The 23823-nt window shown below is 69.7% G+C and carries 21 protein-coding genes; 16 read left to right on the top strand and 5 right to left on the bottom strand.

What is annotated here, in order from left to right:
- The first annotated feature begins 56 nt into the window (after positions 1–56).
- The 11 genes from JR065_RS14715 (at position 57) to JR065_RS14665 (ending at position 13909) form a co-directional block, all read left to right on the top strand.
- Positions 57–692: a YfgM family protein gene (locus JR065_RS14715; RefSeq protein ID WP_206235024.1), complete on the top strand. Its 636-nt coding sequence runs from the start codon at positions 57–59 to the stop codon at positions 690–692.
- Complete coding sequence (gene bamB, locus JR065_RS14710; RefSeq protein WP_429001873.1) at positions 689–2059, top strand: outer membrane protein assembly factor BamB; 1371 nt, start codon at positions 689–691, stop codon at positions 2057–2059. Before JR065_RS14715 ends, bamB begins: the two co-directional genes overlap by 4 nt.
- Positions 2060–2075: 16 nt before the next feature.
- Positions 2076–3473, top strand: coding sequence for a ribosome biogenesis GTPase Der (gene der, locus JR065_RS14705; RefSeq protein WP_206235022.1), 1398 nt, complete (start codon positions 2076–2078; stop codon positions 3471–3473).
- A gap of 9 nt (positions 3474–3482) precedes the next feature.
- A complete protein-coding gene (gene mobA / locus JR065_RS14700) occupies positions 3483–4085 on the top strand; it encodes a molybdenum cofactor guanylyltransferase (RefSeq protein WP_206235021.1) in 603 nt (200 codons plus the stop codon).
- Entirely contained in the window at positions 4082–5308 is a 1227-nt protein-coding gene (locus JR065_RS14695; RefSeq protein WP_206235020.1) for a molybdopterin molybdotransferase MoeA, read from the top strand. The genes mobA and JR065_RS14695 overlap by 4 nt, the downstream gene beginning before the upstream one ends.
- Positions 5309–5360: 52 nt before the next feature.
- The gene (gene moeB, locus JR065_RS14690; protein WP_206235019.1) at positions 5361–6500 is read left to right on the top strand and encodes a molybdopterin-synthase adenylyltransferase MoeB; all 1140 of its coding nucleotides are present in this window, start codon (positions 5361–5363) and stop codon (positions 6498–6500) included.
- 492 nt (positions 6501–6992) lie between these two features.
- Entirely contained in the window at positions 6993–8837 is a 1845-nt protein-coding gene (locus JR065_RS14685; RefSeq protein WP_206235018.1) for a monovalent cation:proton antiporter-2 (CPA2) family protein, read from the top strand.
- A 487-nt stretch (positions 8838–9324) separates the two neighbouring features.
- Entirely contained in the window at positions 9325–11466 is a 2142-nt protein-coding gene (locus tag JR065_RS14680) for a TonB-dependent siderophore receptor (RefSeq protein ID WP_206235017.1), read from the top strand.
- A 35-nt stretch (positions 11467–11501) separates the two neighbouring features.
- Positions 11502–11819, top strand: a complete 318-nt coding sequence (locus JR065_RS14675; protein WP_206235016.1) for an iron uptake protein — start codon at positions 11502–11504, stop codon at positions 11817–11819.
- A 43-nt stretch (positions 11820–11862) separates the two neighbouring features.
- A complete protein-coding gene (locus JR065_RS14670) occupies positions 11863–13530 on the top strand; it encodes a PepSY domain-containing protein (protein ID WP_206235015.1) in 1668 nt (555 codons plus the stop codon).
- A complete protein-coding gene (locus tag JR065_RS14665) occupies positions 13523–13909 on the top strand; it encodes a DUF3325 domain-containing protein (protein WP_343237276.1) in 387 nt (128 codons plus the stop codon). Before JR065_RS14670 ends, JR065_RS14665 begins: the two co-directional genes overlap by 8 nt.
- A gap of 107 nt (positions 13910–14016) precedes the next feature.
- Here the strand turns inward: JR065_RS14665 and JR065_RS14660 are convergent, their stop codons facing one another.
- Both JR065_RS14660 and JR065_RS14655 read right to left on the bottom strand, forming a co-directional pair.
- Entirely contained in the window at positions 14017–14790 is a 774-nt protein-coding gene (locus JR065_RS14660) for an alpha/beta hydrolase (RefSeq protein ID WP_206235014.1), read from the bottom strand.
- Between the two features lie 2 nt (positions 14791–14792).
- The gene (locus JR065_RS14655) at positions 14793–15089 is read right to left on the bottom strand and encodes a DUF1244 domain-containing protein (RefSeq protein ID WP_206235013.1); all 297 of its coding nucleotides are present in this window, start codon (positions 15087–15089) and stop codon (positions 14793–14795) included.
- A 50-nt stretch (positions 15090–15139) separates the two neighbouring features.
- Here JR065_RS14655 and folD point away from each other — a divergent pair, with 50 nt between their 5' ends.
- The 3 genes from folD to guaA all read left to right on the top strand — a co-directional run bounded on the left by folD (position 15140) and on the right by guaA (position 19393).
- Complete coding sequence (gene folD, locus JR065_RS14650) at positions 15140–16060, top strand: bifunctional methylenetetrahydrofolate dehydrogenase/methenyltetrahydrofolate cyclohydrolase FolD (RefSeq protein WP_206235012.1); 921 nt, start codon at positions 15140–15142, stop codon at positions 16058–16060.
- A gap of 163 nt (positions 16061–16223) precedes the next feature.
- Positions 16224–17681 (top strand): IMP dehydrogenase, encoded by a 1458-nt coding sequence (gene guaB / locus JR065_RS14645; protein WP_206235010.1) that lies wholly within the window; start codon positions 16224–16226, stop codon positions 17679–17681.
- A gap of 146 nt (positions 17682–17827) precedes the next feature.
- Positions 17828–19393 (top strand): glutamine-hydrolyzing GMP synthase, encoded by a 1566-nt coding sequence (guaA, locus tag JR065_RS14640; protein WP_206235009.1) that lies wholly within the window; start codon positions 17828–17830, stop codon positions 19391–19393.
- A gap of 120 nt (positions 19394–19513) precedes the next feature.
- Here the strand turns inward: guaA and JR065_RS14635 are convergent, their stop codons facing one another.
- Entirely contained in the window at positions 19514–19981 is a 468-nt protein-coding gene (locus JR065_RS14635; RefSeq protein ID WP_206235008.1) for a hotdog fold thioesterase, read from the bottom strand.
- 556 nt (positions 19982–20537) lie between these two features.
- Positions 20538–21182 (bottom strand): TetR family transcriptional regulator, encoded by a 645-nt coding sequence (locus JR065_RS14630; protein ID WP_206235007.1) that lies wholly within the window; start codon positions 21180–21182, stop codon positions 20538–20540.
- Positions 21183–21402: 220 nt separating this feature from the next.
- On the opposite strand from JR065_RS14630, the gene JR065_RS14625 reads away from it, so the two are divergent.
- Together JR065_RS14625 and JR065_RS14620 are read left to right on the top strand one after the other, a co-directional pair.
- Entirely contained in the window at positions 21403–22428 is a 1026-nt protein-coding gene (locus tag JR065_RS14625) for an NADP-dependent oxidoreductase (RefSeq protein WP_206235005.1), read from the top strand.
- Between the two features lie 32 nt (positions 22429–22460).
- Positions 22461–22859: a nuclear transport factor 2 family protein gene (locus JR065_RS14620; RefSeq protein WP_206235004.1), complete on the top strand. Its 399-nt coding sequence runs from the start codon at positions 22461–22463 to the stop codon at positions 22857–22859.
- 216 nt (positions 22860–23075) lie between these two features.
- Here JR065_RS14620 and JR065_RS14615 read toward each other — a convergent pair whose 3' ends face one another.
- A complete protein-coding gene (locus JR065_RS14615) occupies positions 23076–23822 on the bottom strand; it encodes an SDR family NAD(P)-dependent oxidoreductase (protein WP_241093641.1) in 747 nt (248 codons plus the stop codon).
- Position 23823 lies beyond the last annotated feature (1 nt).

Below are 23823 nucleotides of genomic sequence, written 5' to 3'. Positions count from 1 at the left end.
GCGGTTCCTCATTATCAACTTCCATGTCCCGTCCAATCGGCGGGGCGAGAGTACGCATGGCGATCGACGACCTGCTCGACGAGCACGAACAAAGCGAACGCGTCCGCACTTGGCTCAGGAAAAACGGCGCCGGCCTCATCGGCGGCGTAGCGCTGGGCATTGCGGCGATCATCGGCTGGCAATGGTGGACCAAGCAGCATTCCAGCGACCTGGCCCAGGCCAACGCGCGCTACGAAACCGTATTGAAGAGCGTCCAGGCCGACAAGCTGGACCAGGCCGCCAAGGACATGGCGGCGCTCGAGCAGGGCGGCGCCAACATCTACGCCGACCTGGCCGGCCTGCACCTGGCCAAGGCACAGGCCGACGCCGGCAAGCCCGAGCAGGCGCTGGCGACGCTGCGCGCGATCAAGCCCGGCGAAGAACTGAAGCTGCTGGTCGACCAGCGCATCGCCCGCCTGCTGATCGAGACCGGCAAGAGCGAGGACGCGCTGAAGCTGCTGTCGGCCAGCGACAACCTCAGCCTGGAGCTGCGCGGCGACGCGCTGATCGCCCAGGGCAAGCGCGACGCGGCACGCGATGCGTACGCCAAGTCGCTGGCGACCCTGGACGTGGCGGCGCCGCAACGGCGGCTGCTGGAAACGAAGTTGATGGATGCGGGCGGCACCGTGCCGGATCCTGCGGAGCCGATCTGATGAAGGTAGTCATGTTCAAGCGCGTTGCGGCCGTCGCCCTGCTGGCCGTGGCGCTGAGCGGGTGCAGCACGGTCAAGGGCTGGTTCGCGGGCAAGGACGCGGAGGCCAAGAAGGCCGCCGAGCCGGCCGAGCTGGTCGATTTCACCCCGTCGGTGAAGGTGGACGAGATCTGGTCGACCGGCGCGGGCAAGGGCGAAAAGCGCATCGGCGTGCGCCAGCGTCCGGCCGTGGCCGACGGCAAGGTCTACGTCGCCGCGGCGTCCGGCTCGGTCTACGCGCTCGACCTGCAGACCGGCAAGACGCTGTGGGAATACGACGCCAAGAAGGCGCGCAAGGAGCGCCTGAACCAGATCGAGGAACAGCCCGACGAGGAACAGTCCAACACGGTGGCCGATGAGTCGACCAAGGACCTGTCCAAGGACGAGCGCGCGGCCTACAAGCAGCGCCTGCGCAACGAGAAGCAGCAGGCCAAGGAACGCAAGCGCATCGAGAAGAAGCGCCCGCTGTCGCGCTTCACCGGCGGCCCGGGCGTGGGCGACGGACTGGTGGTGGTCGGCGGCCTGAACGGCGAAGTGATCGCGCTGGACGCGGCCACCGGCACCGAGAAGTGGCGCGCCAAGGTGCCCAACGAGGTGATCGCCGCGCCGGCGGTGTCGCAGAACCTGGTGTTCGTGCGCAGCAACGACGGCCGCACCACCGCCTTCGATGCGGCCACCGGGCAGCAGCGCTGGTTCAACACCCAGGAGCTGCCGACCCTGACCGTGCGCGGCAACGCGCCGGTGGTGGCCGGTCCGGGCGTGGTGTTCATCGGCAACGACGACGGCACGCTGGCGGCGCTGGCGATGCAGGACGGGCGTCCGCTGTGGGAGCAGACCATCGGCGTGCCGGAAGGCCGTACCGAGCTGGAGCGCATGTCCGACGTGGACGGCGCGCCGGTGCTGGAAGGCACCACCGTGTATGCGACCAGCTTCAAGAACGAGACCCTGGCGCTGGAAGGCCCGAGCGGGCGCCCGCTGTGGACCCGCGATCATGGCGGCCCGGGCGGGATCGGAGTCAGCGCGAACAGCGTGGTGGTGGCCGACAACGCCGGTTCGGTGTGGGCGCTGGACAAGAGCACCGGCTCGGCGACCTGGTCGCAGGCCGCGCTGGCGCGGCGTTCGCTGACCGGTGTCGCGATCCAAGGCGACTACGCCGTGGTCGGCGACTACAAGGGCTACCTGCACTGGTTGAAGCTGGACAATGGTGAGATCGCCGCACGCGAACGCGTCGGCCGCAAGGCGCTGTTAGCGCAGCCGGTGGTTGCCGACGGCATCCTGCTGGTCCAGAACACGAAAGGCGACCTGACCGCGTTCCGGTTGGGTCAATAAAGGGAAGGAATTCGCGATGCTGCCGCTGGTCGCCCTGGTTGGACGGCCGAATGTCGGCAAGTCCACGCTGTTCAACGCGCTCACGCGCAGCCGCGACGCGCTGGTCCACGACCAGCCCGGCGTCACCCGCGATCGCAACTACGGCGTGTGCCGGCTGGAGCCGGAAACCCCGTTCGTGATCGTCGACACCGGCGGCATCTCCGGCGAGGAAGAAGGCCTGGCCGGCGCGACCGCCGGCCAGGCGCGCGCCGCCGCGGGCGAGGCCGACCTGGTGCTGTTCGTGGTCGACGGCCGCGAAGGATCCTCCTCGCTCGACGACGAGATCCTGGCCTGGCTGCGCAAGCTGGCGCGGCCGACGCTGCTGCTGATCAACAAGATCGACGGTACCGACGAGGACCAGGTGCGCGCGGAGTTCGCGCGCTACGGCCTGGGCGATGCGATCGCGGTCTCGGCGGCGCATCGCCACGGCATCGACGACCTGCTCGAGGAGGTGCTGTCGCGGCTGCCCGAGGAAGGCGCCGGCGCCACCCTGGACACCGATCCGGGGCGCATGCGCATCGCCTTCGTCGGCCGCCCCAACGTGGGCAAGTCCACCCTGGTCAACCGCTTGCTCGGCGAGGAGCGGATGATCGCTTCCGAAGTGCCCGGCACCACCCGCGATTCGATCGCGGTGGACCTGCAGCGCGACGACCGCCTGTACCGGCTGATCGACACCGCCGGCCTGCGCCGCCGCGGCCGGGTCGAAGAGGCGGTGGAGAAGTTCAGCGTGTTCAAGACGCTGCAGGCGATCGAACAATGCGAGGTCGCAGTGCTGCTGCTCGACGCCACCGAGGGCGTCACCGATCAGGACGCCAGCGTGCTCGGCGCGATCCTCGATGCCGGCCGCGCGCTGGTGGTGGCGGTCAACAAGTGGGACGGGCTGACCGACTACCAGCGCGAGCAGGCCGAGGCCTTGCTGTCGCGCAAGCTCGGCTTCGTGCCGTGGGCCGAGGCGGTGCGGATCTCGGCCAAGCACGGTTCGGGCCTGCGCGAGCTGTTCCGCGCGATCCACAACGCGCACGCCTCGGCGGTGCGCGAGTTCAGCACCAGCGAGGTCAACCAGGCGCTGGAAGTGGCCTACGAGACCAACCCGCCGCCGAGCATCCGCGGCCACGTGTCCAAGCTGCGCTACGTGCATCCGGGCGGCAGCAACCCGCCGACCTTCATCGTCCACGGCACCCGCCTGAAGGTGCTGCCGGAGTCGTACAAGCGCTACCTGGAGAACTTCTTCCGCAAGCGCTTCAAGCTGGTCGGCACGCCGGTGCGCTTCATGTTCCGCGAGGGCGCCAATCCCTACGAGGGCAAGAAGAACGTGCTGACCGAGCGCCAGATCGCCAAGAAGCGCCGCCTGATGAAGCACGTCCGCGGCAAGTAGGTCGTGCCCATGGACGCGCGGCGCGAGGTGACCCTGGGGATACTCGCCGGTGGCCGCGCGCAGCGCCTGGGCGGGCTGGACAAGGCCTGGCTGCAGCTCGACGGCCAGCCGCTGGTGCAGCGGCTGGCGGCGGCGCTGGCGCCTTCGGTGGCGGCGGTGCGGGTCAGCGCCAACCGGCACCACGAACGCTATGCCGCGGCGGGGCTGGTCGCGCTCGCCGATCGGCTGCGCGCCGACGCGCACGCGTCTCGCTCGCTGGGACCCATCGCCGGCCTGGAGGCCCTGGCCGCCGCGTGCGCCACCCCGTGGTTGCTGACGTTGCCGGTGGACCTGCAGCAGCTGCCGGCCACGCTGCTGGACACGCTCTGCGCCGGCGCGGCCGCCGCCGGCGCCTACGCCGAGGACGAGGACGGCGTGCAGCCGCTGGTGGCGCTGTATCGCGTCGCGGCGCTGCGCCCGGCGCTGGCCGCGGCGCTGGCGGGCGGGCGCTACGCGCCGCGCGCGCTGCAGCAGGACCTGGCGATGGCGCGCGTGCGCCTGCCCGGGGTGCGCCTGGGCAACCTCAACCTGCCGCAGGATCTGCATGCAGCGGGTATCCTGCCGGCGCCATGAACGCTACCCACGACTATCCCACCCGCATCGCCTACGCCGACGCGCTGGCCATCGTCGCCGCCGTCGCCGCCTCGCGCCCGCTGCCGGTCGAACGGCTGGCGCTGCCGCGCGCCGACCGGCGCGTCCTGCTCGAGCCGGTCGACGCGCCGATCGACCTGCCGCCGTTCGCCAACAGCGCGATGGACGGCTTCGCGCTGCGCCATGTCGACCTGGCCGCCGACGCGCCAAGCGCATTGCGGCTGGTCGGCGAGCAGTTCGCCGGAGAGGACTTGCGGCAGGCGGTCGGTGCCGGCGAATGCCTGCGCATCACCACCGGCGCGCCGTTGCCGCCGGGCGCCGATACGGTGGTGATCAAGGAGAACGTGCAGGAACGCGACGGCCAGGTGCTGGTGCCGGCCGGGCAGCGTGCCGGCGCCCACGTGCGCGGGCGCGGCGAGGACGTGCGCCGCGGCGAGCGCGTGCTGGAAGCCGGGGTGATGCTGACGCCGCCGCGGATCGGGCTGGCGGCGGCGCTGGGCGTGGCGCAGCTGGCGGTGTCGGCGCGGCCGACCGTGGCCGTGTTCGCCACCGGCGACGAACTGGTCGAACCGGGCCTGCCGCTGCAGCCGGGGCAGGTCTACAACAGCAATCGCGACATGCTGATGGCGCAACTGCGCCTGCTCGGCCTGGAGCCCACCGCATGGCCGACGCTGCCGGACGATCCGCTGCGCATCGAGACGATGCTGTGCGATGCGGCCTCGGCGTTCGACGTGGTGCTGACCTGCGGCGGGGTGTCGGCCGGGGAGAAGGACTACCTGCCGGCGCTGCTGTCCCGCCGTGGCCGCATCCACTTCTGGAAGGTGCGCATGCGCCCGGGCATGCCGCTGCTGTTCGGCGAACTGGACCGCGCGTTGTTCCTGGGCCTGCCCGGCAACCCGGTGTCGGTGCTGGCGACGTTCCTGGCGCTGGGGCGGCCGCTGCTGGACGCGCTGCAGCAGCGGCGCGAGCCGCGCCCGCAGTGGCGTGCGCGGCTGACCTCGGCCTGGGACAAGCGCCACGACCGCCTGGAGTTCCTGCGCGGGCGCATGCAGTGCGACGAGCACGGCCAGCTGTGGGCGGAGCCGAATCCGGCCGATGGCTCGCACCGCCTGCGCGGCGCCGCCGACAGCGACGTGCTGCTGCGCCTGCCGGAAGGCGCGCGCCGCTTCGAGGCCGGCGAAGTGGTCGAGGTATTCACGTACTGAGTGTTCCGGACATGCGCCGGACGTGCGGCGGCTTTGAGTCGATAATGCTCGCATGAGCATCCGAGAACTGACGCCGGCACAGGCCCGGGCACGCCTCGCGCACGGCGCGCGGCTGATCGACGTGCGCGAGGAACACGAGCGCGCCAGCGGCATCGCCGAGGGCGCGATCGGGGTGGCCCGCGCGCAGCTGCAGGACGACCCGGCCGCGCATATCGCCGGCACCGGCAGCGAGGTGATCCTGATCTGCCAGAGCGGCAAGCGCTCGCACGACACGGCGGCGTTCCTGCAGCAGGCCGGATACGCGCAGGTGGCGTCGGTCATGGGCGGCACCACGCGCTGGCAGCGCGATGGCCTGCCGCTGCTGCGGCCGGCGCTGCCGGCGCACGAGCAGGACTTCTTCGAGCGCTATTCGCGCCACCTGCGCCTGCCGGAGGTCGGCGTGCACGGCCAGCGGCGCCTGCTGGCCTCGCGCGTGCTGTTGATCGGCGCCGGCGGATTGGGCTCGCCGGCCGGCTTCTACCTGGCCGCGGCGGGGGTGGGCCACCTGCGCATCGCCGACGACGACGTGGTCGACCGCAGCAACCTGCAGCGGCAGATCCTGCATGCCGAGGACCGGGTAGGGCAGGCCAAGGTGCGTTCGGCGGCCGTGGCGCTGGGCGCGCTCAACCCCGGCGTGCAGGTCGAGGCGGTGCAGGAGCGGGTGACCTCGGCCAACGTCGAGCGCCTGTTGCAGGACGTGGACGTGGTGATCGACGGTTCGGACAACTTCCCGGCGCGCTATCTGCTCAACGACGCCTGCGTGAAGCTCGGCAAGCCGCTGGTGTACGGCGCGGTGCAGCGCTTCGAAGGCCAGGTCAGCGTGTTCGATGCCGGCCGCCGGCGCGGGCAGGCGCCCTGCTACCGCTGCCTGTTCCCGGAGCCGCCGCCGCCGGAGTTCGCGCCGAGCTGCGCCGAGGCCGGCGTGCTCGGCGTGCTGCCCGGCATCGTCGGCCTGCTGCAGGCCAACGAGGCGCTGAAGCTGCTGCTGGACATCGGCGAACCGCTGCGCGGGCGGCTGCTGTATTTCGACGCGCTGGCGATGCGCTTCCGCGAAACCCGCCTGTCCGCCGATCCGCAGTGCCCGGTGTGCGCGCCGGGGCAGGCATTCCCCGGCTATATCGACTACGCGCAGTTCTGTGGCGCGGGCATCTGAGTCCAACACCGGGGCGCCGCTATGCGCGACATGCAGTGGCGGCCGGTCGCCGCAAAAACGCCATGAAGCAACAAAGCCCCTCTCCCGCCGGGAGAGGGGCTGGGGTGAGGGTCCGGCGCGAAGCGTCTCGTGGGGTTTGGGTACACGAGGCTGCGCCCGTACCCTCATCCGCCCCTGCGGGGCACCTTCCCCCGAAAAGGGGGCCATGGTCCCAATGGGAGAAGGGAGCAGCCTCGCCCCTCTCCCGCCGGGAGAGGGGTTGGGGTGAGGGTGCGGCGCGAAGCGTCTTGTGGGGTTTGGGTACACGAGGCTGCGCCCGTACCCTCATCCGCCCCTGCGGGGCCCCTTCTCCCGGTGGGAGAAGGGGCAGCGACAGCCGACGCGCGCCTGCCTCCATACAACACGAAGAGACTCCCGCCGCGCGCCGCGCCACCATGCCGCGCGCCGGCGCACGGGGTGGGGCGGTCGCGGCCTTGTGCGTAGAATCGGCGCATGAGCAGCGCAGTGGACAGCAGTCAATTGATCAAGGTGGTGGCCCTGCTGGGCGCCGCGGTGGTGGCGGTGCCGGTGTTCCGGCGCCTTGGCCTGGGCTCGGTGCTCGGCTACCTCGCCGCGGGCCTGGCGATCGGGCCGTTCGGCCTGGGCTGGTTCGCCGATCCGCAGGCGATCCTGCACGTGGCCGAGTTGGGCGTGGTGATGTTCCTGTTCGTGATCGGGCTGGAGATGCGGCCGTCGCACCTGTGGAGCCTGCGCAAGCAGATCTTCGGCCTGGGCACGCTGCAGATCGTGGTCTGCGCGGCGGTGCTGACCGGGGTCGGACTGGGGCTCGGGTTCCCGTTGCCGGTCGCGTTCATCGCCGCGTCCGGTTTCGTGCTCACCTCCACCGCGGTGGTGATGCAACTGCTCGGCGAGCGCGGCGACATCGCCCTGCCGGCCGGGCAGAAGATCGTCGCGATCCTGTTGTTCGAGGACCTGCTGATCGTGCCGCTGCTGGCGGTGGTGGCATGGATGGCGCCGCTGCCGGCGATGCCGGACGCGCCGTCGCGCTGGGTCGGCATCGGCGTGGGCGCCGCGGCGATCGTCGGCCTGCTGGTGGTCGGGCGCTGGGCGCTCAATCCGCTGTTCCGCCTGCTGGCCGCGGCCAAGGCGCGCGAGGTGATGACCGCCGCCGCGCTGCTGGTAGTGCTGGGCGCGGCGCTGCTGATGCAGCTCGGCGGCCTGTCGATGGCGATGGGCGCGTTCCTGGCCGGCGTGCTGCTGTCCGAGTCCACCTTCCGCCACCAGATCGAGGCGGACACCGAGCCGTTCCGCGGCATCCTGCTCGGCCTGTTCTTCCTCGGCGTGGGCATGGCGCTGAACCTGGCGGTGGTGGCCGCGAACTGGACGCTGATCGTCAGCGGCGTGCTCGCGTTCATGGCTGCCAAGGCGGCGTGCATCTACCTGGTGGCGCGGATGACCGGCAGCCACCACGCGCAGGCGCTGGATCGCGGCGTGCTGATGGCGCAGGGCGGCGAGTTCGCGTTCGTGCTGTTCGCCGCGGCCGGCAGCGCCGGCGTCATCGACGCGCAGGTCAACGCCAACCTGACCGCGATCGTGGTGCTGTCGATGGCGCTGACCCCGCTGTTCGTGCTCGCCCACCGCCGCTGGGCGCCGGTGGAAGCGCCGTCGCTGGAGGGCGTGGAAGAGGCCGATGGCCTGTCCGGCAGCGTGCTGATCATCGGCTTCGGCCGCTTCGGCCAGGTCGCCAGTCAGTCGCTGCTGGCGCGCGACGTGGACGTGACCATCATCGACAACGACATCGAGATGATCCAGAGCGCGGCCGAGTTCGGCTTCAAGATCTATTACGGCGACGGCACCCGGCTCGACGTGCTGCACGCCTCCGGCGCGCATTCGGCGCGGGCGATCGCGGTCTGCGTCGACAACCGCGAGGCCGCCAACCGCATCGTCGAACTGGCTGCGCAGCAGTTTCCGCACGCCAAGCTGCTGGTGCGCTCCTACGACCGCGAGCATTCGCTGCAGCTGATCGCCGCCGGGGTGGACTACCAGATCCGCGAGACCTTCGAGTCGGCGGTGGAGTTCGGCCAGGCCGCGCTGGTCGAGCTGGGCGTGGACGAGAACGAAGCCGGCGCGATCGCGCGCGAGATCCGCCGCCGCGACGCAGAACGCTTTGAGCTGGAAATCGCCGCCGGCAACGTGCGCGCCGGCGCCGTGCTGATGTACGGCAACATCACCCCGACCGTGCCCAAGCCGACGCCGTTCACGCCGCCGCGGCGCGAGAGCCGCACGCTCAATCCGGCGCCGGTGCCGGAAGACGCGCCGTCGGGCCGGGACGGGTAGGGCAGGGCCGCTGCCGACAGCGGGACGCCGCGCTCCGTTCGTCCGGCAAGCGGCCGACGTTCGACTGTCCGGAAAGAGTTCCTGTGGGGTCGGCAGAACGCCCGGGCCCCGCGACCGGTCTCCTGCCACGGCAGAAAGGCCAGGGGCCATACCTCAGATGCTGGAGAGGTTCCGAAGGCCAGGCGGTTCCTGACGGCGCGCCATGACGCCAGCCTGAGCGCCGATTGGGCTGCGGCTGCGCGATGTCTCGAATGAGTGCAGCGATTGACGGGCCGCTGAACCCGCCTATAAAATGCGAATCATTCTTAATTGCACTCATCGAGTGTTCCACGCGGCGGCACCGACCATGCGCGCTTCCTGAAAGCCCGCCTGCCCGGTGCCGTAGCCGCGCTCACCGTTTCTTCCTTAGTCCCCAGACAGGCCAATGCGCTCAAAGAATTCCAGTCGGCTGCACTCCGTCGATACGTATAAGCATCCGTCGCCCTTCATGCGCGGCCACCTGGCCATCGCGATCGGCCTGGGCCTGGCCTGCCTGTCGAGCGCCGCGCTCGCCGCGCCGCAGGACGCCGCGGCCGGTGCGCAGGGCGGCAGCGCCGACACCGCGGCCACCGACCTGGACGCGGTGCTGGTCGTGTCCCAGCGCGCCAGCCGGGTCAGCAACGGCGCGACCAACCTGGACCTGGACATCAAGGACACGCCGCAGTCGATCAGCGTGGTCAGCGCCGAGCAGATGGAGCAGTTCGGCACCGACAGCCTCAACGAGGCGCTGCGCCTGAGCACCGGCATCCAGGTCGAGGAGTGGGAGACCAACCGCACCACCTTCACCGCGCGCGGCTTCGACATCGCCAACACCCAGATCGACGGCGTCGGCCTGCCCAACGGCTGGGGCATCGTCACCGGCGCGGTGGACACCTTCGGCTACGAGAAGCTGGAAGTGATCCGCGGCGCCAACGGCCTGTTGACCGGCGTGGGCAACGCCGCCGGCACGATCAACTACGTGCGCAAGCGCCCGACCAACGATCCGCGCGGGACGGTCGGCATCAGCTATGGCTCGTGGGGCACCACGCGCGAAGAGCTGGACTATTCGACCCCGTTCACCGCCGACGGCACCTGGGCCGGCCGCGTGGTGGCCGCCCACGAGGAAGGCGGTTCCTACCTGCGCGGCAAGGACGACCAGCGCGATTTCTTCTATGGCGTGGTCGACGGGCAGATCGGCGAGAACGGCACGTTAACGTTCGGCTACTCCTGGCAGGACGCGCAGACCGACGGCAACATGTGGGGCGCGCTGGGCTTCATGTACAGCGATGGCACCCAGGCCGAATGGAGCCGCAGCGCCTCGACCACGCAGGACTGGACCTACTGGGACACCACCACCCAGACCGCGTTCGTCGAGTACATGCACCAGTTCGGCCCGGACTGGCTGCTGAAGCTGTCCTACAACCGCCGCGACATCCGCAACGACGACAAGCTGTTCTACGCCACCGACCTGGCCGGCACCGGCCTGGAGCCGGGCACCAACCTGGGGTTGTACGGCTACCCCTGGGGCGGCAAGGACGAACTGACCGCCGACCTGGGCGCGGCCACGCTCAACGGCCATTTCCAGATGTTCGGCCGCGACCAGGAGGTGATGCTGGGGGTGAGCTGGTCCAGGAGCGAGAACACCAATCGCGAATACGCCCAGGCGATGTGCGGCGCCGCGCCTTGCGGCTATCTCGCCATGCCCAGCTTCCCTTGGCCCGGCGACGCCATCGCCGAGCCGGTGTGGGGCGACAGTTCCGTGTACAGCACCCTGGACGAGCGGCTCAAGCGCGCCTACGGCGCGACCCGGCTGGCGCTGAGCGACCGGCTCAAGGCCGTGGTCGGCGTCAACTACGCCCAGTACCACCGCGACGGCGTCAACTACGGCGTGGTCTTCGACCAGACCGAGAGCAAGACCAGCCCGTACGCGGGGCTGACGTTCGACTTCAACGAACACGTGCTCGGCTACGCCAGCTATTCGGACATCTACCAGCCGCAGAGCCAATCGGACGAGAACGGCCGCTACCTGGATCCGACCAAGGGTTCGAACTACGAAATCGGCGTCAAGGCCGACTGGCTGGACCAGCGCCTGCTGACCACGCTGGCCGTGTTCAAGGCCGAGCAGGACGGGCTGGCCACCGGCGCCGGCTACAACGCGCTCGGCCAGTTCTACTACACCGGCGTCGATGTCGAGTCCAAGGGCGTGGAACTGGAGGCGACCGGCAAGCTCACCGACGACCTGGACGTGGTGTTCGGCTACACCGCGCTGAAGCTGACCGGCCAGGACGGCGACGACACCTACCGCTGGGTGCCGCGGCGCACCGCCAACCTGATGCTCAGCGCGCGCCTGCCCAGCTACACCGCGCTGTCCTTCGGGATCGGCGGACGCTGGCAGAGCGCCATCTCCAACGTGGAGAGCAGCGGCTTCACCGTGCGCCAGGGCAGCTATGCGGTGTTCAACGGCTTCGTCGCCTGGGATTTCCTGCCCAACGCGACGGTGCGCCTCAACGCCAACAACCTCGCCGACGAGAAGTACATCAACACCTTGCGCTACAGCGGCTACTACGGCGCGCCGCGCAACTACACGCTCAGCCTGAACTGGCGGTTCTGACCGCTCCGACCCACGCACAGACCATAGCCGACGCCATGTCCCGCACCGCCGCACCCTCCGCTTCCTTCGCCGCCCCGCGCCTGCGCCTGGCCTCGCGCATCGCCGCGGCGGTGCTCGGCGGCTACGCCTTCGCGTGGGGAACGGTCGCCGCAGTCACCGCCGCGCTGTTCGCAGCCGACCTGGAGTTCCACGATGCCGAGTTCCTGGGTGCCGTCGCCGGACTGCTCGCCTATCTCGTAGCGTTCCTATGGGCGATCGCGGCGCGGCGCCTGGCGCGGGTGTGGGCGGTGCTGCTGGGCGCCGGCGCGCTGATGGCTGCCGGCGCGTCGTACGTACAATCGTTGCTGGCTTGAATGTGCCGACCTTGAATGTGCCCACCTTGAAACGGAGATAGTCGTGTTCCAGAGCTTCCGTCAATCCATGGCCTGGCTGCACACCTGGTTCGGCCTGGTCCTGGGCTTCGTGCTCATGGCCGCGTTCTTCTTCGGCGCGCTGTCGGTGTTCGACCGCGAGATCGACCGCTGGGCGATCCCGGCCACCCGCATCGAGCCGCAGCCCATGCCCTCGTTCGAGCGCGTGCTGCGCCCGGCGTTCGAGCGGATGCGGCCGACGCCCGAGGCCATCGACGCGATGCGCCCGCGCGTGGACGGCGCGATGCCCGAACGCTTCGATACGGTGGTCAGCTGGAGCGCCTACACCACCCACCGCGACCCGGTGCTGGCGCTGTACGCCGGCTACGACGTGCCCAACGCCAAGGATCCGGAAGAAGCCATCTGGGCCTACAGCACCATCGATCCGCGCAATGGCCGCGCGCTGCCCGATGACCGCCTCAAGCTCGGCAGCGAGTTCTTCTACCCGATGCACTACAGCCTGACGCTGGACTGGAAGAACCTGGGCATCTGGATCGTCGGCTTCTCGGCGCTGATGATGCTCGTCGCGCTGGTCAGCGGCGTGGTGATGCACCGCAAGCTGTTCCGCGAGTTCTTCACCTTCCGTCCGGGCAAGGCGCGGCTGCGCAGCGTGCTGGACCTGCACAACCTCACCGGCGTGGTGGCGCTGCCGTTCCATTTCTTCTTCGCCTTCACCGGGCTGGTGATCTTCGCCAGCAGCTATTACTTCCCGGTCGGCCATACCCAGCTGCACGACCTGCACGACCTGCACGAGCAGGTGGAAGCGCGCGAGACCGGGCTGCCGCACGACCGCGCCGGCGTGCCCGCGGGCCTGGCGCCGGTGGATGCGATGGTCGCCGAAGCCCAGCGCCGCTGGCAGGCCAAGGGCAAGGCCGGCGAGGTCGGGTTCCTGGTGCTGCAGCACGTGGGCGACGCCAACGGCTACGTCAGCGTGTACCGCGCCGGCACCGACCGCATCGCGCTGGTCGGCGACGGCGTGCACTTCAAGGCCTCCACCGGCGCGCTGATCCGGGAAGACCCGCCGACCACGCCGGTCGGGCGGGTCAGCGAGTTCCTTACCGGGCTGCACCTGCAGCACTTCCGCCATTGGCTGCTGCGCTGGTTCTACGTGCTGGGCGGGCTGGCCGGCGCGGTGTGCATCGCGACCGGCTTCGTGTTCTTCGTCGAGAAACGCAAGCGCCAGCATGCCAAGCAGGGCAGCCAGGGCGCGCGCATCGTCGATGCGCTGGCCGTGACCACGGTGACCGGCATGGTGCTGGCGGCGCTGGGCATCCTGCTGGCCAACCGCCTGCTGCCGGAAGACCTGCCGGCGCGCGGCGATTGGGAGCGTTGGGCGTTCTGGGCGACCTGGATGCTGGCGCTGCTGCACGCCACCTGGCGCAGCGCGGCGGTCGCGCAGGGGCTGCCCAATCCCGCCTGGCGCGAACAGTGCTGGGCGATCGCCGCGGCTGCGCTGGCCGCGGTGGCGTTGAACTGGATCACCACCGGCGACCACCTCGTGCGTACGCTCGCGGCCGGTTACTGGCCGGTCGCCGGCATCGACCTGTTCCTGCTGTCCAGCGCCGCGCTGGCGTTCGTGGCCGCACGCAGGCTGGGACGGCGCGCCGCCGTCGCGCAGCCGCGGTCGCTGGCCGAGGAGCCCGCACGTGCCTGACGCCCTCTCCGCGGCCTGCCTGCTATCGGCGGCCTTGCTCGCCAGCGTGGCCGGCATGGGCTGGCTGGCGCTGTCGATGCAGGCGCACGCGCAACAGGTCCTGGGCGGGATTCCGTCGCTGCGCGCGGCGCGCGTGTTGCGCTGGATGGGCGCGTGCGGGCTGGCCGTGGCGCTGGGGCTGTGCCTGGCGGTCGACCATGCCTCCATGGCGGCCCTGGTCTGGGTGATGGCCCTGACCGGCGCGTCGCTGCTGGTCGCCTTCACCCTGGCCTGGCGCCCGCATTGGCTGCGCGTGCTCGCTCCGTGGGCGCGTCCGCTGCCGGGCGACGCGGGCGAGGGACGCGTGCAACGGCGCGGGGATCCTCTACAGGACCGATAGGCGCCAGGCGCGGTCCATTGCCGCGCCGTTCGTAGGCCCGACGGCAACGCATCTTCGCAGCCCTGGGAAACGGGTACTTCTCTGCACGGCCCTCAGGGACGGCGTCCTCAGCGCAGGAACGTCTGCAACGCCTGCGCATAGCGCGGGTCGGCGCTGATGTCGTCGTGCCCGGCATGGGCCAGCGTCACCAGCGTCGGCGGCTGCGGCAAGGCCTCGAGCAGGCGCTGCGTGCTCGACGGCGGCACCACCCGGTCGCGGCCGGCGCGCAGGATCAGCAGCGGCCCGCGGTAGGCGCGCAGCGCGCTGGCCGAGTCGTAGCGGTCGCGCAGCAGCCAGCGCACCGGCGCCCAGCGGTAGTGTGCCTGCGCGGCGGTCGCCAGGCTGTCGAACGGGGTGGCCAGCACCAGCTGCGCCACCGGACGCCGCGCCGCGAGCTGGCTGGCCACGCCGCTGCCCAGGCTGCGACCGAACACCGCGATCTCGGCCCGCGGGTGGTCGGCGCGGACCCGGTCGTACAGCGCCATCGCATCGGCGACCAGCGCCGCCTCGTCGGGCGCGCCGTCGCTGGCGCCGTAGCCGCGGTAGGCGAGCAGGTAGGTGGTGCGGTCGGGCAGCCATGCCGCCGCCTGCGCGCGGAAGCCGCGCAGGTCCTCGGCGTTGCCGCCGAAGTACAGCAGCACCTTGTCGCGGCCCGGGTTCACCTGCCAGCCGCGCAGGCGCAGGCCGGGGTTGCGCTCCAGGGTGAAATCGGTCTGCGCCGCCGGCACCCGCGTGGCGGCCGGGAAATAGATCAGCTCGCGCTGGCCGACATAGAGCAGCGCGCAGATCGCCAGGTAGGCCGCGGCCACGATGGCCAGCGCCACCGCCAGGTAACGCAGCATCCTCAGCCGTGCCGCCGCTGCGCGGCGTCGAACGCCGCCAGCTGTTCCGGCGTGGCGTCCTGTTGGAACTGCGCCTTCCATTCGGCGAACGGCATGCCGTAGATGCGCTCGCGCGCCTGCTCCTTGCTCAGCGTCTGGCCTTGCGCCGCGGCGGCGTCGCGGTACCAGTCGGCCAGGCAGTTGCGGCAGAAGCCGGCCAGGATCATCAGGTCGATGTTCTGCACGTCGCGGCGGTCGTGGTTGAGGTGCTGCAGCAGCCGGCGGAACGCGGCCGCTTCGATGGCGGTGGTGTCGGTCATGGCGGAATCGGGGACAATGGGGTCCCAAGACTCTACACCCGCTTGCCCCGATGACCGATTCCGCGCCCGTCCCGTCCGTTCCAGCCCGCATTCTCGACGGGCGGCGCATCGCCGAAGAACTGCTCGACGGGCTCAAGCTCCGGGTCGACGCGCGCCTGGCCGCCGGGCAGCCGCGCCCGGGCCTGGCGGTGGTGCTGGTCGGCGGCGATCCGGCCTCGGCGGTGTACGTGCGCAACAAGCGCCGCGCGGCGGAGAAGGTCGGCATCGAGGCCTTCGACCACGACCTGCCTGCCGGCACCAGCGAGGCCCAGCTGCTGGCCCTGATCGACCGGCTCAACGCCGATCCCAAGGTGCACGGCATCCTGGTGCAGCTGCCGCTGCCGGGCATCCCCGACGCCAGCCGGCTGATCCACCGCATCGATCCGCGCAAGGACGTGGACGGCTTCCATCCGGAGAACGTCGGCCACCTGGCGCTGCGCGAGTTCGGCCTGCGTCCGTGCACGCCGCGCGGCATCGTGACCCTGCTCGGGCACACCGACCAGCCGGTGCGCGGGCGCAACGCCACCATCGTCGGGGTCAGCAACCACGTCGGCCGGCCGATGGCGCTGGAACTGCTGATCGCCGGCTGCACCGTCAGCTGCTGCCACAAGTTCACGCCGCCCGACGTGCTGCAGGCACGGGTGCGCGACGCCGACATCCTGGTGGTCGCGGTCGGCCGCCCCGGCCTGATCCCGGGCGAGTGGGTCAAGCCCGGCGCGGTGGTGATCGACGTGGGCATCAACCGCCTGGACGACGGCCGCCTGGTCGGCGACGTCGGCTTCGACGCCGCCGCGCAGCGCGCCAGCTGGATCACCCCGGTGCCGGGCGGAGTGGGGCCGATGACCGTGGCCACGCTGATGCAGAACACGATCGAGGCGGCCGATGCGGCTGGGGCTGCCGGGACCGGGGACCGGGGACCAGGGACCCGGTAAAAGCAAAGCCGAACTGAGGCGTCGGCGGCCGATACATGTGGCTTTACCGAGAGACGTTCTTCGGGTCCCCGGTCCCTGGTCCCCGGTCCCGGCTTCTTCCCCATTAGCCTCCGCCCCCCATTTCCGGTTAAAATGCCGCGCTTCCCCACATTCGGGTCCGCCGATGCTGCGCATCCAGGCTGAAGCTCTAACCTACGACGACGTTTCGCTCGTCCCCGCCCATTCGATCGTCCTGCCCAAGGACGTCAGCCTGGAAACCCGGCTGACCCGCTCGCTGCGGCTGAAACTGCCAATCCTGTCGGCGGCGATGGATACCGTCACCGAAGCCCGCCTGGCCATCGCCATGGCGCAGCTGGGCGGCATCGGCATCATCCACAAGAACCTGAGCGTGGAGCAGCAGGCCGCCGAGGTGGCCAAGGTCAAGAAGTTCGAGTCCGGCGTGATCCGCGACCCGATCACGGTGGGCCCGGAGACCACGATCCGCGAAGTGCTCGCGATCACCCAGGCGCGCAACATCTCCGGCGTGCCGGTGGTGGACGGCGGCCAGCTGGTCGGCATCGTCACCCATCGCGACATGCGCTTCGAGACCGAGCTGGACGATCCGGTGCGCCACATCATGACCAAGAAGGATCGGCTGATCACGGTCAAGGAAGGCGCCGGCGCCGACGAAGTGCTCAAGCTGCTGCACAAGCACCGCATCGAGAAGGTGATGGTGGTCAACGACAGCTTCGAGCTGCGCGGCCTGATCACGGTCAAGGACATCCAGAAGAAGACCGACAATCCCAACGCGGCCAAGGACAGCGCCACGCGCCTGCTGGTCGGCGCGGCGGTCGGCGTCGGTGGCGACACCGAGCAACGCATCGAGGCGCTGGCCTCGGCCGGCGTGGACGTGATCATCGTCGACACTGCGCACGGCCATTCGCAGGGCGTGATCGACCGCGTGGCCTGGGCCAAGCAACGCTTCCCGCAACTGCAGGTGATCGGCGGCAACATCGTCACCGGCGATGCCGCGCTGGCGCTGATGGACGCCGGCGCCGACGCGGTCAAGGTCGGCGTAGGCCCGGGCTCGATCTGCACCACGCGCGTGGTCGCCGGCGTCGGCGTGCCGCAGATCACCGCGGTGGACATGGTGGCCGAGGCGCTGCAGGACCGCATCCCGCTGATCGCCGACGGCGGCATCCGCTATTCCGGCGACATCGGCAAGGCGCTGGTCGCCGGCGCCTCCACGGTGATGATCGGCGGCCTGTTCGCCGGCACCGAGGAAGCCCCGGGCGAAGTGGAGCTGTTCCAGGGCCGCAGCTACAAGAGCTACCGCGGCATGGGCTCGCTGGCGGCGATGGAGAAGGGCAGCAAGGACCGCTACTTCCAGGACGCCTCGGACGCCGACAAGCTGGTGCCCGAGGGCATCGAAGGCCGCGTGCCGTACCGCGGCCCGCTGAGCGGCATCGTCCACCAGCTGATCGGCGGCCTGCGCGCGACGATGGGCTACGTGGGCTGCGCGACCATCGAAGAGATGCGCACCAAGCCGAAGTTCGTGAAGATCACCGGCGCCGGCCAGCGCGAGAGCCACGTCCACGACGTGCAGATCACCAAGGAACCGCCGAACTACCGCATGGGCTAAATGCCGGGACACGGGACTCGGGACTCGGGACTCGGCACAGCAGTTGAGCGGCGACGGAGGAAGCGATTCCTCCTCGCCGTTTCTTCATCGTCAATCGCCACCGGATCGCGGGATCCCGAGTCCCGGGTCCCGAGTCCCGAGTCCCGATGCCAAACATCCACACCGACAAGATCCTGATCCTCGATTTCGGCGCGCAGTACACGCAGCTGATCGCCCGCCGCATCCGCGAGCTCGGGGTCTATTGCGAGATCTGGGCCTGGGACCACGATCCGGCGCAGATCGAAGGTTTCGGCGCCAAGGGCATCATCCTGTCCGGCGGGCCGGAATCGACCACCCAGGCCGATGCGCCGAAAGCGCCGCAGCAGGTGTTCGACAGCGGGCTGCCGATCTTCGGCATCTGCTACGGCATGCAGACCCTGGCCGCGCAGCTGGGCGGCGCCACCGAGGCGGCCGACCAGCGCGAGTTCGGCCATGCCGAGGTCGAGGTCGTCGCGCCCGACGCGCTGTTCTCGGGCTTGACCGACCACGCCGGCGCCGCGCGCCTGAACGTGTGGATGAGCCACGGCGACCACGTGTCCAAGGCGCCGCCGGGCTTCACCATCACCGCCGTGACCGACCGCATACCGGTGGCGGCGATGGCCAACGAGGACAAGCGCTGGTACGGCGTGCAGTTCCATCCGGAAGTCACCCACACGCTGCAGGGTCAGACCCTGCTGCGCCGTTTCGTGGTCGACGTGTGCGGCTGCCAGACGCTGTGGACCGCGGCCAACATCATCGACGACCAGATCGCGCGCGTGCGCGCGCAGGTCGGCGACGACGAGGTGATCCTGGGCCTGTCCGGCGGCGTCGATTCGTCGGTGGTCGCGGCGCTGCTGCACAAGGCGATCGGCGACAAGCTGACCTGCGTGTTCGTCGACACCGGCCTGCTGCGCTGGCAGGAAGGCGACCAGGTGATGGCGATGTTCGCCGAGCATATGGGGGTCAAGGTGATCCGCGTCGACGCGGCCGAGCGCTACTTCGCCGCGCTCGCCGGGGTCGGCGACCCGGAGGCCAAGCGCAAGATCATCGGCAACCTGTTCGTCGAGATCTTCGACGAGCAGGCCGGCAGGCTGGCCAACGCCAAGTGGCTGGCGCAGGGCACGATCTATCCGGACGTGATCGAGTCGGCCGGCAGCAAGACCGGCAAGGCGCACGTGATCAAGAGCCACCACAACGTCGGCGGCCTGCCCGAGCACATGAAGCTGGGCCTGGTCGAGCCGCTGCGCGAGCTGTTCAAGGACGAGGTGCGGCGGCTGGGCGTGGAGCTGGGTCTGCCGCGCACCATGGTCTACCGCCACCCGTTCCCGGGCCCGGGCCTGGGCGTGCGCATCCTCGGCGAAGTGAAGCGCGAGTACGCCGAACTGCTGGCCAAGGCCGACGCGATCTTCATCGACGAACTGCGCAAGGCCGACCTGTACGACAAGACCAGCCAGGCGTTCGCGGTGTTCCTGCCGGTGAAGTCGGTGGGCGTGGTCGGCGACGCGCGCGCCTACGAGTGGGTGATCGCGCTGCGTGCGGTGGAGACCATCGACTTCATGACCGCGCACTGGGCGCACCTGCCGTACGACTTCCTCGGCACCGTGTCCAACCGCATCATCAACGAACTGCGCGGCGTCTCGCGCGTGGTCTACGACATCTCCGGCAAGCCGCCGGCGACGATCGAGTGGGAGTGAAACCGGCCGCTCGGTGACCATCGCCGGCCAAAGCGTCCGGCGCGGTAGCAGCGTGAGGCCGAAGGCCGGATCGGGATCTTCCGGCGCACTCGGGCTACTGCAGTTGCTGTTTTCTTCGGGTTAGGAACGCTGCGTTTGCGGGCGCTGCATCACCAGCAGGGTCGAGGTCGCGCTGGCGTAGATGCGCGCGTTGGCGTCCTTCAGCGTCGCCTCGGCAAAGGCGGCACGGCGGCCGACGGACAGGACGCGGCCTTCCGCACGGAGCGGGCCGGTGTCGGCGCTGATCGGGCGCAGGTACGACACCTTCAGTTCCAAGGTGGTGTAGGCCTGGTCCGCCGACAGTTTGGAGTGCACGGCGCATCCGCACGCCGAATCGAGCAGCGTCGCGGCATAGCCGCCGTGGACGGTGCCGATCGGGTTGTAGGCATGCATGCCGGGCGTGCCTGCGAACACGGCCCATCCATCGCCGACTTCGACGAAGGTGAAGTCCAGCGAATCGCCGATTGGCGGTCGGCCTCCGGCGGCGATCAGCGCCTGCAGGGTCTCGAGCCCGGAAAGGCCGGGGGCGATTTGGTCGACGAGATTCACTGGCATGTCTCCAATGTGGGCCGGTGCAGGCGCGGACGGCTTCGGCAAGATTGGCGTCCGCGGGCGCATGGTCTTTCCTATTTATATGATGGTCGTAATATATGAATGTGGCAAGCGCAACGACCGAGAGCGCTGGCCAAGCGCCAGATGCTCCGTCGGCAGCCCATGCGCCAATGCGTACGGAGGCATCGGCTGTGGCGGCGGATTCAGACGGCGGACACGATAGGCGGAACCTGGCCGTGTCGATCAGCATGTCGTCTTCAATGCCGCCAACGCACTCGGTCCGCGGTTGGCGGCATGGCCATCGCCGCCGGCCTGGGATGGGCCTCCATCGGCCGGGTGAGCCGCGGGTGGCGCCCGGAGGGCTATGGTCGCCGTGCTGGCCGCAATGCATCGCTCGCGGGAGGCTGAGCTGACGACGGGGCGCGCCGGAAGTCCGAGGATTCGCAATTCGTGTCGGCTTCTTTCGTAAACCCCACACCAGCGGCGAACAGTCAGAGGCGCGCGAACGGTCCGATTGCTTCTGTTTTCCGCGTGATGGACGCGGTATCGCCCTTCATGGGCCGCTGATGCGCGCTTCCCACGCCAGCATGGCGACCCGCGCCACGTCTTCCAGTTCCGTGCGGCTGGCGCCGTCGCGGGCCAGGATCGACATGCCGTTCTGCACGGTCTGCACGAAGCGGGCGAGGGCGTGGACGTCGGTCGAGTCCGGCATTTCGCCCTTGGCCACGGCGCGGCTCAGGCGTGCCTTCAGGTGGTCGAGCGTGGCGGCGCGCGCCGCTTTCACCCGTTCGCCGAGTTGCGGATGGCCTTCGCTGCCGACCGAGGAGAGCGTCACCATGCAGCCGCGCGGCAGGTCGGCAATGGCCCCGGTCAGCGCTGCGGCCGAATCCAGCAACAGCGACATGACCGCTTCGCGGGTGGTGCCGGCAGCAAGGAACTTGGCCCAGACCAGCGCCTCGTAATTGCGGCGGTAGTGATCCAGTGCCTCGGCGTACAGCGCTTCCTTCGAACCGAACGCCGCGTACAGGCTGGGCGAGCCTATCCCCATCGCCTGGGTGAGGTCGGCAATGGACGTGGCTTCGTAGCCCTTGGTCCAGAACAGGCGGGTGGCCTGCGCCAGGGCGGCTTCGCGGTCGAACGCGCGCGGTCGGCCACGGGGGCGGCCCTTGCGCGTTGCGGTGGCTTGCGGCGGTCGCACTGAATTTTGCATCAGTCGTTATATAAACCTGTTGACTTCGGCGAGCAAGGCCCATAGTATTTTTATGTATTGATCGATACATAAATAGTGCAGTGCGGCGGCGGTCGCCTTTGCAGGCGTTTTATTTCTATATCGATTGCTCGATACAAAACTCGAGCACGTGAACACAGGGCGGGAGCCTCCGTCATCCACCTTCCAACCACCGGCATGAGGAAATGAAATGGCAAGCAAGTCGAACCGCCAGATCGTCGTCGCGGCACGTCCTGACGGCGATGCCCGGCTGGGCGATTTCGCATTCGTCGAACGGGCGGTCCCGTCGCCCGGCGAAGGCGAGGTCCTGACCCGCAACCTGCTGATCTCCATCGATCCCTACCAGCGCAGCCTGATGGGCAACGCGTCGACCGAGTTGCCCCCGATCGACCTCGGCCAGCCCATGTCCGGTCCGACGGTCGCCATCGTCGAGCACAGCAGGAACCCGCAGTTCGCCGAGGGCGATCACGTCGTCGCCTGGTCGGGCTGGCAGCAGTACGGCCTGTCCGACGGTTCGGATCTCAGGAAGATCGATCCGCAGGCCGCACCGTTGTCCACTGCGCTCGGCGTGCTAGGGCATACCGGCCTGACCGCCTGGCTCGGCTTCACCAAGTTCATGAGCCCCAGGCCCGGCGGCACGTTGGTGGTGACCGCCGCCGCCGGCTCGGTGGGGTCGGTCGCCTCCCAGCTCGCTAGGCTGCGCGGGCATCGCGTCGTCGGTATCGCCGGCGGCGCGGACAAGCTGCGCTACCTGAAGGACGAGCTCGGTCTGGACGAGGCGGTGGACTACAAGGCGCCGGATTTCGCCGGGCAACTGCTGCGCGCGTTGCCGAACGGGCTGGATGCGCTGTTCGACAACGTCGGCGGACATATGTTCGAGGCGCTGATGCCGCACTTCAACCACCACGCGCAGATCGTCATCGCCGGCACGATCGCTCAGTACGCCCACCCGGGCGCGGCGCCCGGCCCGAATCGCCTGCCGGAGTTGTTGAAGCTGTTCTTGTACCGCTTCATCCGGATCCACGGCTTCGCGATGCCGGACCACGTCGCCGACTACCCCGCATTCCTCGCCGAGATGGCCCCGCTGGTGGCGCAGGGCAGGCTCAAGTACAGCGAGGAGTTCGTGGATGGGTTGGACAATATCCCCGCCGCGTTCCTGCGGCTGTACGACCGCGGCAATCCGAACCGCGGCAAGTTGATCGCGCGCGTGGGCTGATCGCATCGCAGTGGATCGACGGAGGCATCGAGATGGGCATCGAAGAGAACAAACGTAGCGTCGAGATGTTCTGCGGCCACTTCGGGCACGCCGCCATCGACGCGGTGCTGGCGATGATGAGCGACGATGCGACCTGGTGGATCAACGGCAAGCCGCATCTGTTTCCCGGAGCGGGCAGCAAGACCAAGGCGCAGATGGCGCAGGTCTGGCACGGGCTCTACGCAAGGCTGGTTGGCGGCCTGAGGATGGAGGTCGTGGGCATGATCGCCGAAGGCGACCGTGTGGCCGCCGAGGTGCGCTCCCGTGCCGTGACCAGGAGCGGGAAGATCTACCAGAACGACTACCACATGCTCTTCAGGCTTCGCGGCGGAAAGGTGGTGGAAGTGAAGGAATACACCGACCTGATGCATGCGGCGGAGGTCTTCGGTTGATCCGGTAGGCAGGATGCCTGGCACCGCTGCATCGAATATCGAAATCGAGCTCGCCGCCTGGCAACGCGCCATGGGGGTGGGCGCCGCTTGGCAGCGCCGCCGCATCGCGCCGGCGCCGATGCGCGAACCGGCGGCCGATGCGATGCCGAAGCGCCGGCAGGCGACGGTGGCCGTGCGGTCGAGCCGCCACGGTGCCGCTCGGCGTCGTCCTCCGGTTCAACGTGCGCTGTCGATGATCAGGCCGCCGTCCGGCGCCAGGCTGTAGCCGGTCATGAACTGCGCGTCCCTGCTGGCCAGGAACAGCACCACCGGCGCGATGTCCTCCTCGGCCGAGCCGTAGCGCGCGAGCGCGTTGTTGGGCGGTGGAACGTCCTGCGCTCCCCAGGTATTGGCCAGCGGGAGGACGTTGTTGACGGTGATGCGATCGCCCGCCCATTCGCGCGCCGCGACCCGGGTCAGGGCGCGGACCGCTTCCTTCGCCATCGCGTAGGGGCCGTAGTCCGCCAGCCCGGCCACGCCGGCCATCGAGCCGAAGTTGATGATGCGTCCCTCGCCGCTCGCCTTGAGGTAGGGATGGCACGCTTGCATCGTGCGCAGGTAGGCGATCGGGCCGGTGTCGAAGTTGCGCTGCAACTGCGCGATGGAAAGGTCGATGATCGGCGACAGCGCCGAGGCGGCGTCGAACGCGTTGTTCACCAGGATGTCGATGCCGCCGTACGCGGCCACTACTTTCTCCGTCGCGGCGCGGATCTGCTCGGGGTCGGCGATGTCGCAGACGACGCCGAGCGCGGTGCCGCCAGCGGCTTCGATGTCGGCGACGACCTGGCCGATGTTCGCGGCCGTGAGCGAAAGGACGGCCACCTTCGCCCCTTCCGCGGCGAACAGTTCCGCGGTGGCGCGGCCGATGCCGCGGCCGGCGCCGGTGACGACGGCTACTTTTCCAGTGAGTCGGCCCATGTGCATC

This window comes from Xanthomonas sp., assembly GCF_017163755.1.
GTDB lineage: Bacteria > Pseudomonadota > Gammaproteobacteria > Xanthomonadales > Xanthomonadaceae > Xanthomonas_A.
The sequence above is the reverse complement of the archived record's forward strand: the minus strand, read 5'-3'. Positions and strand labels throughout refer to the sequence as shown.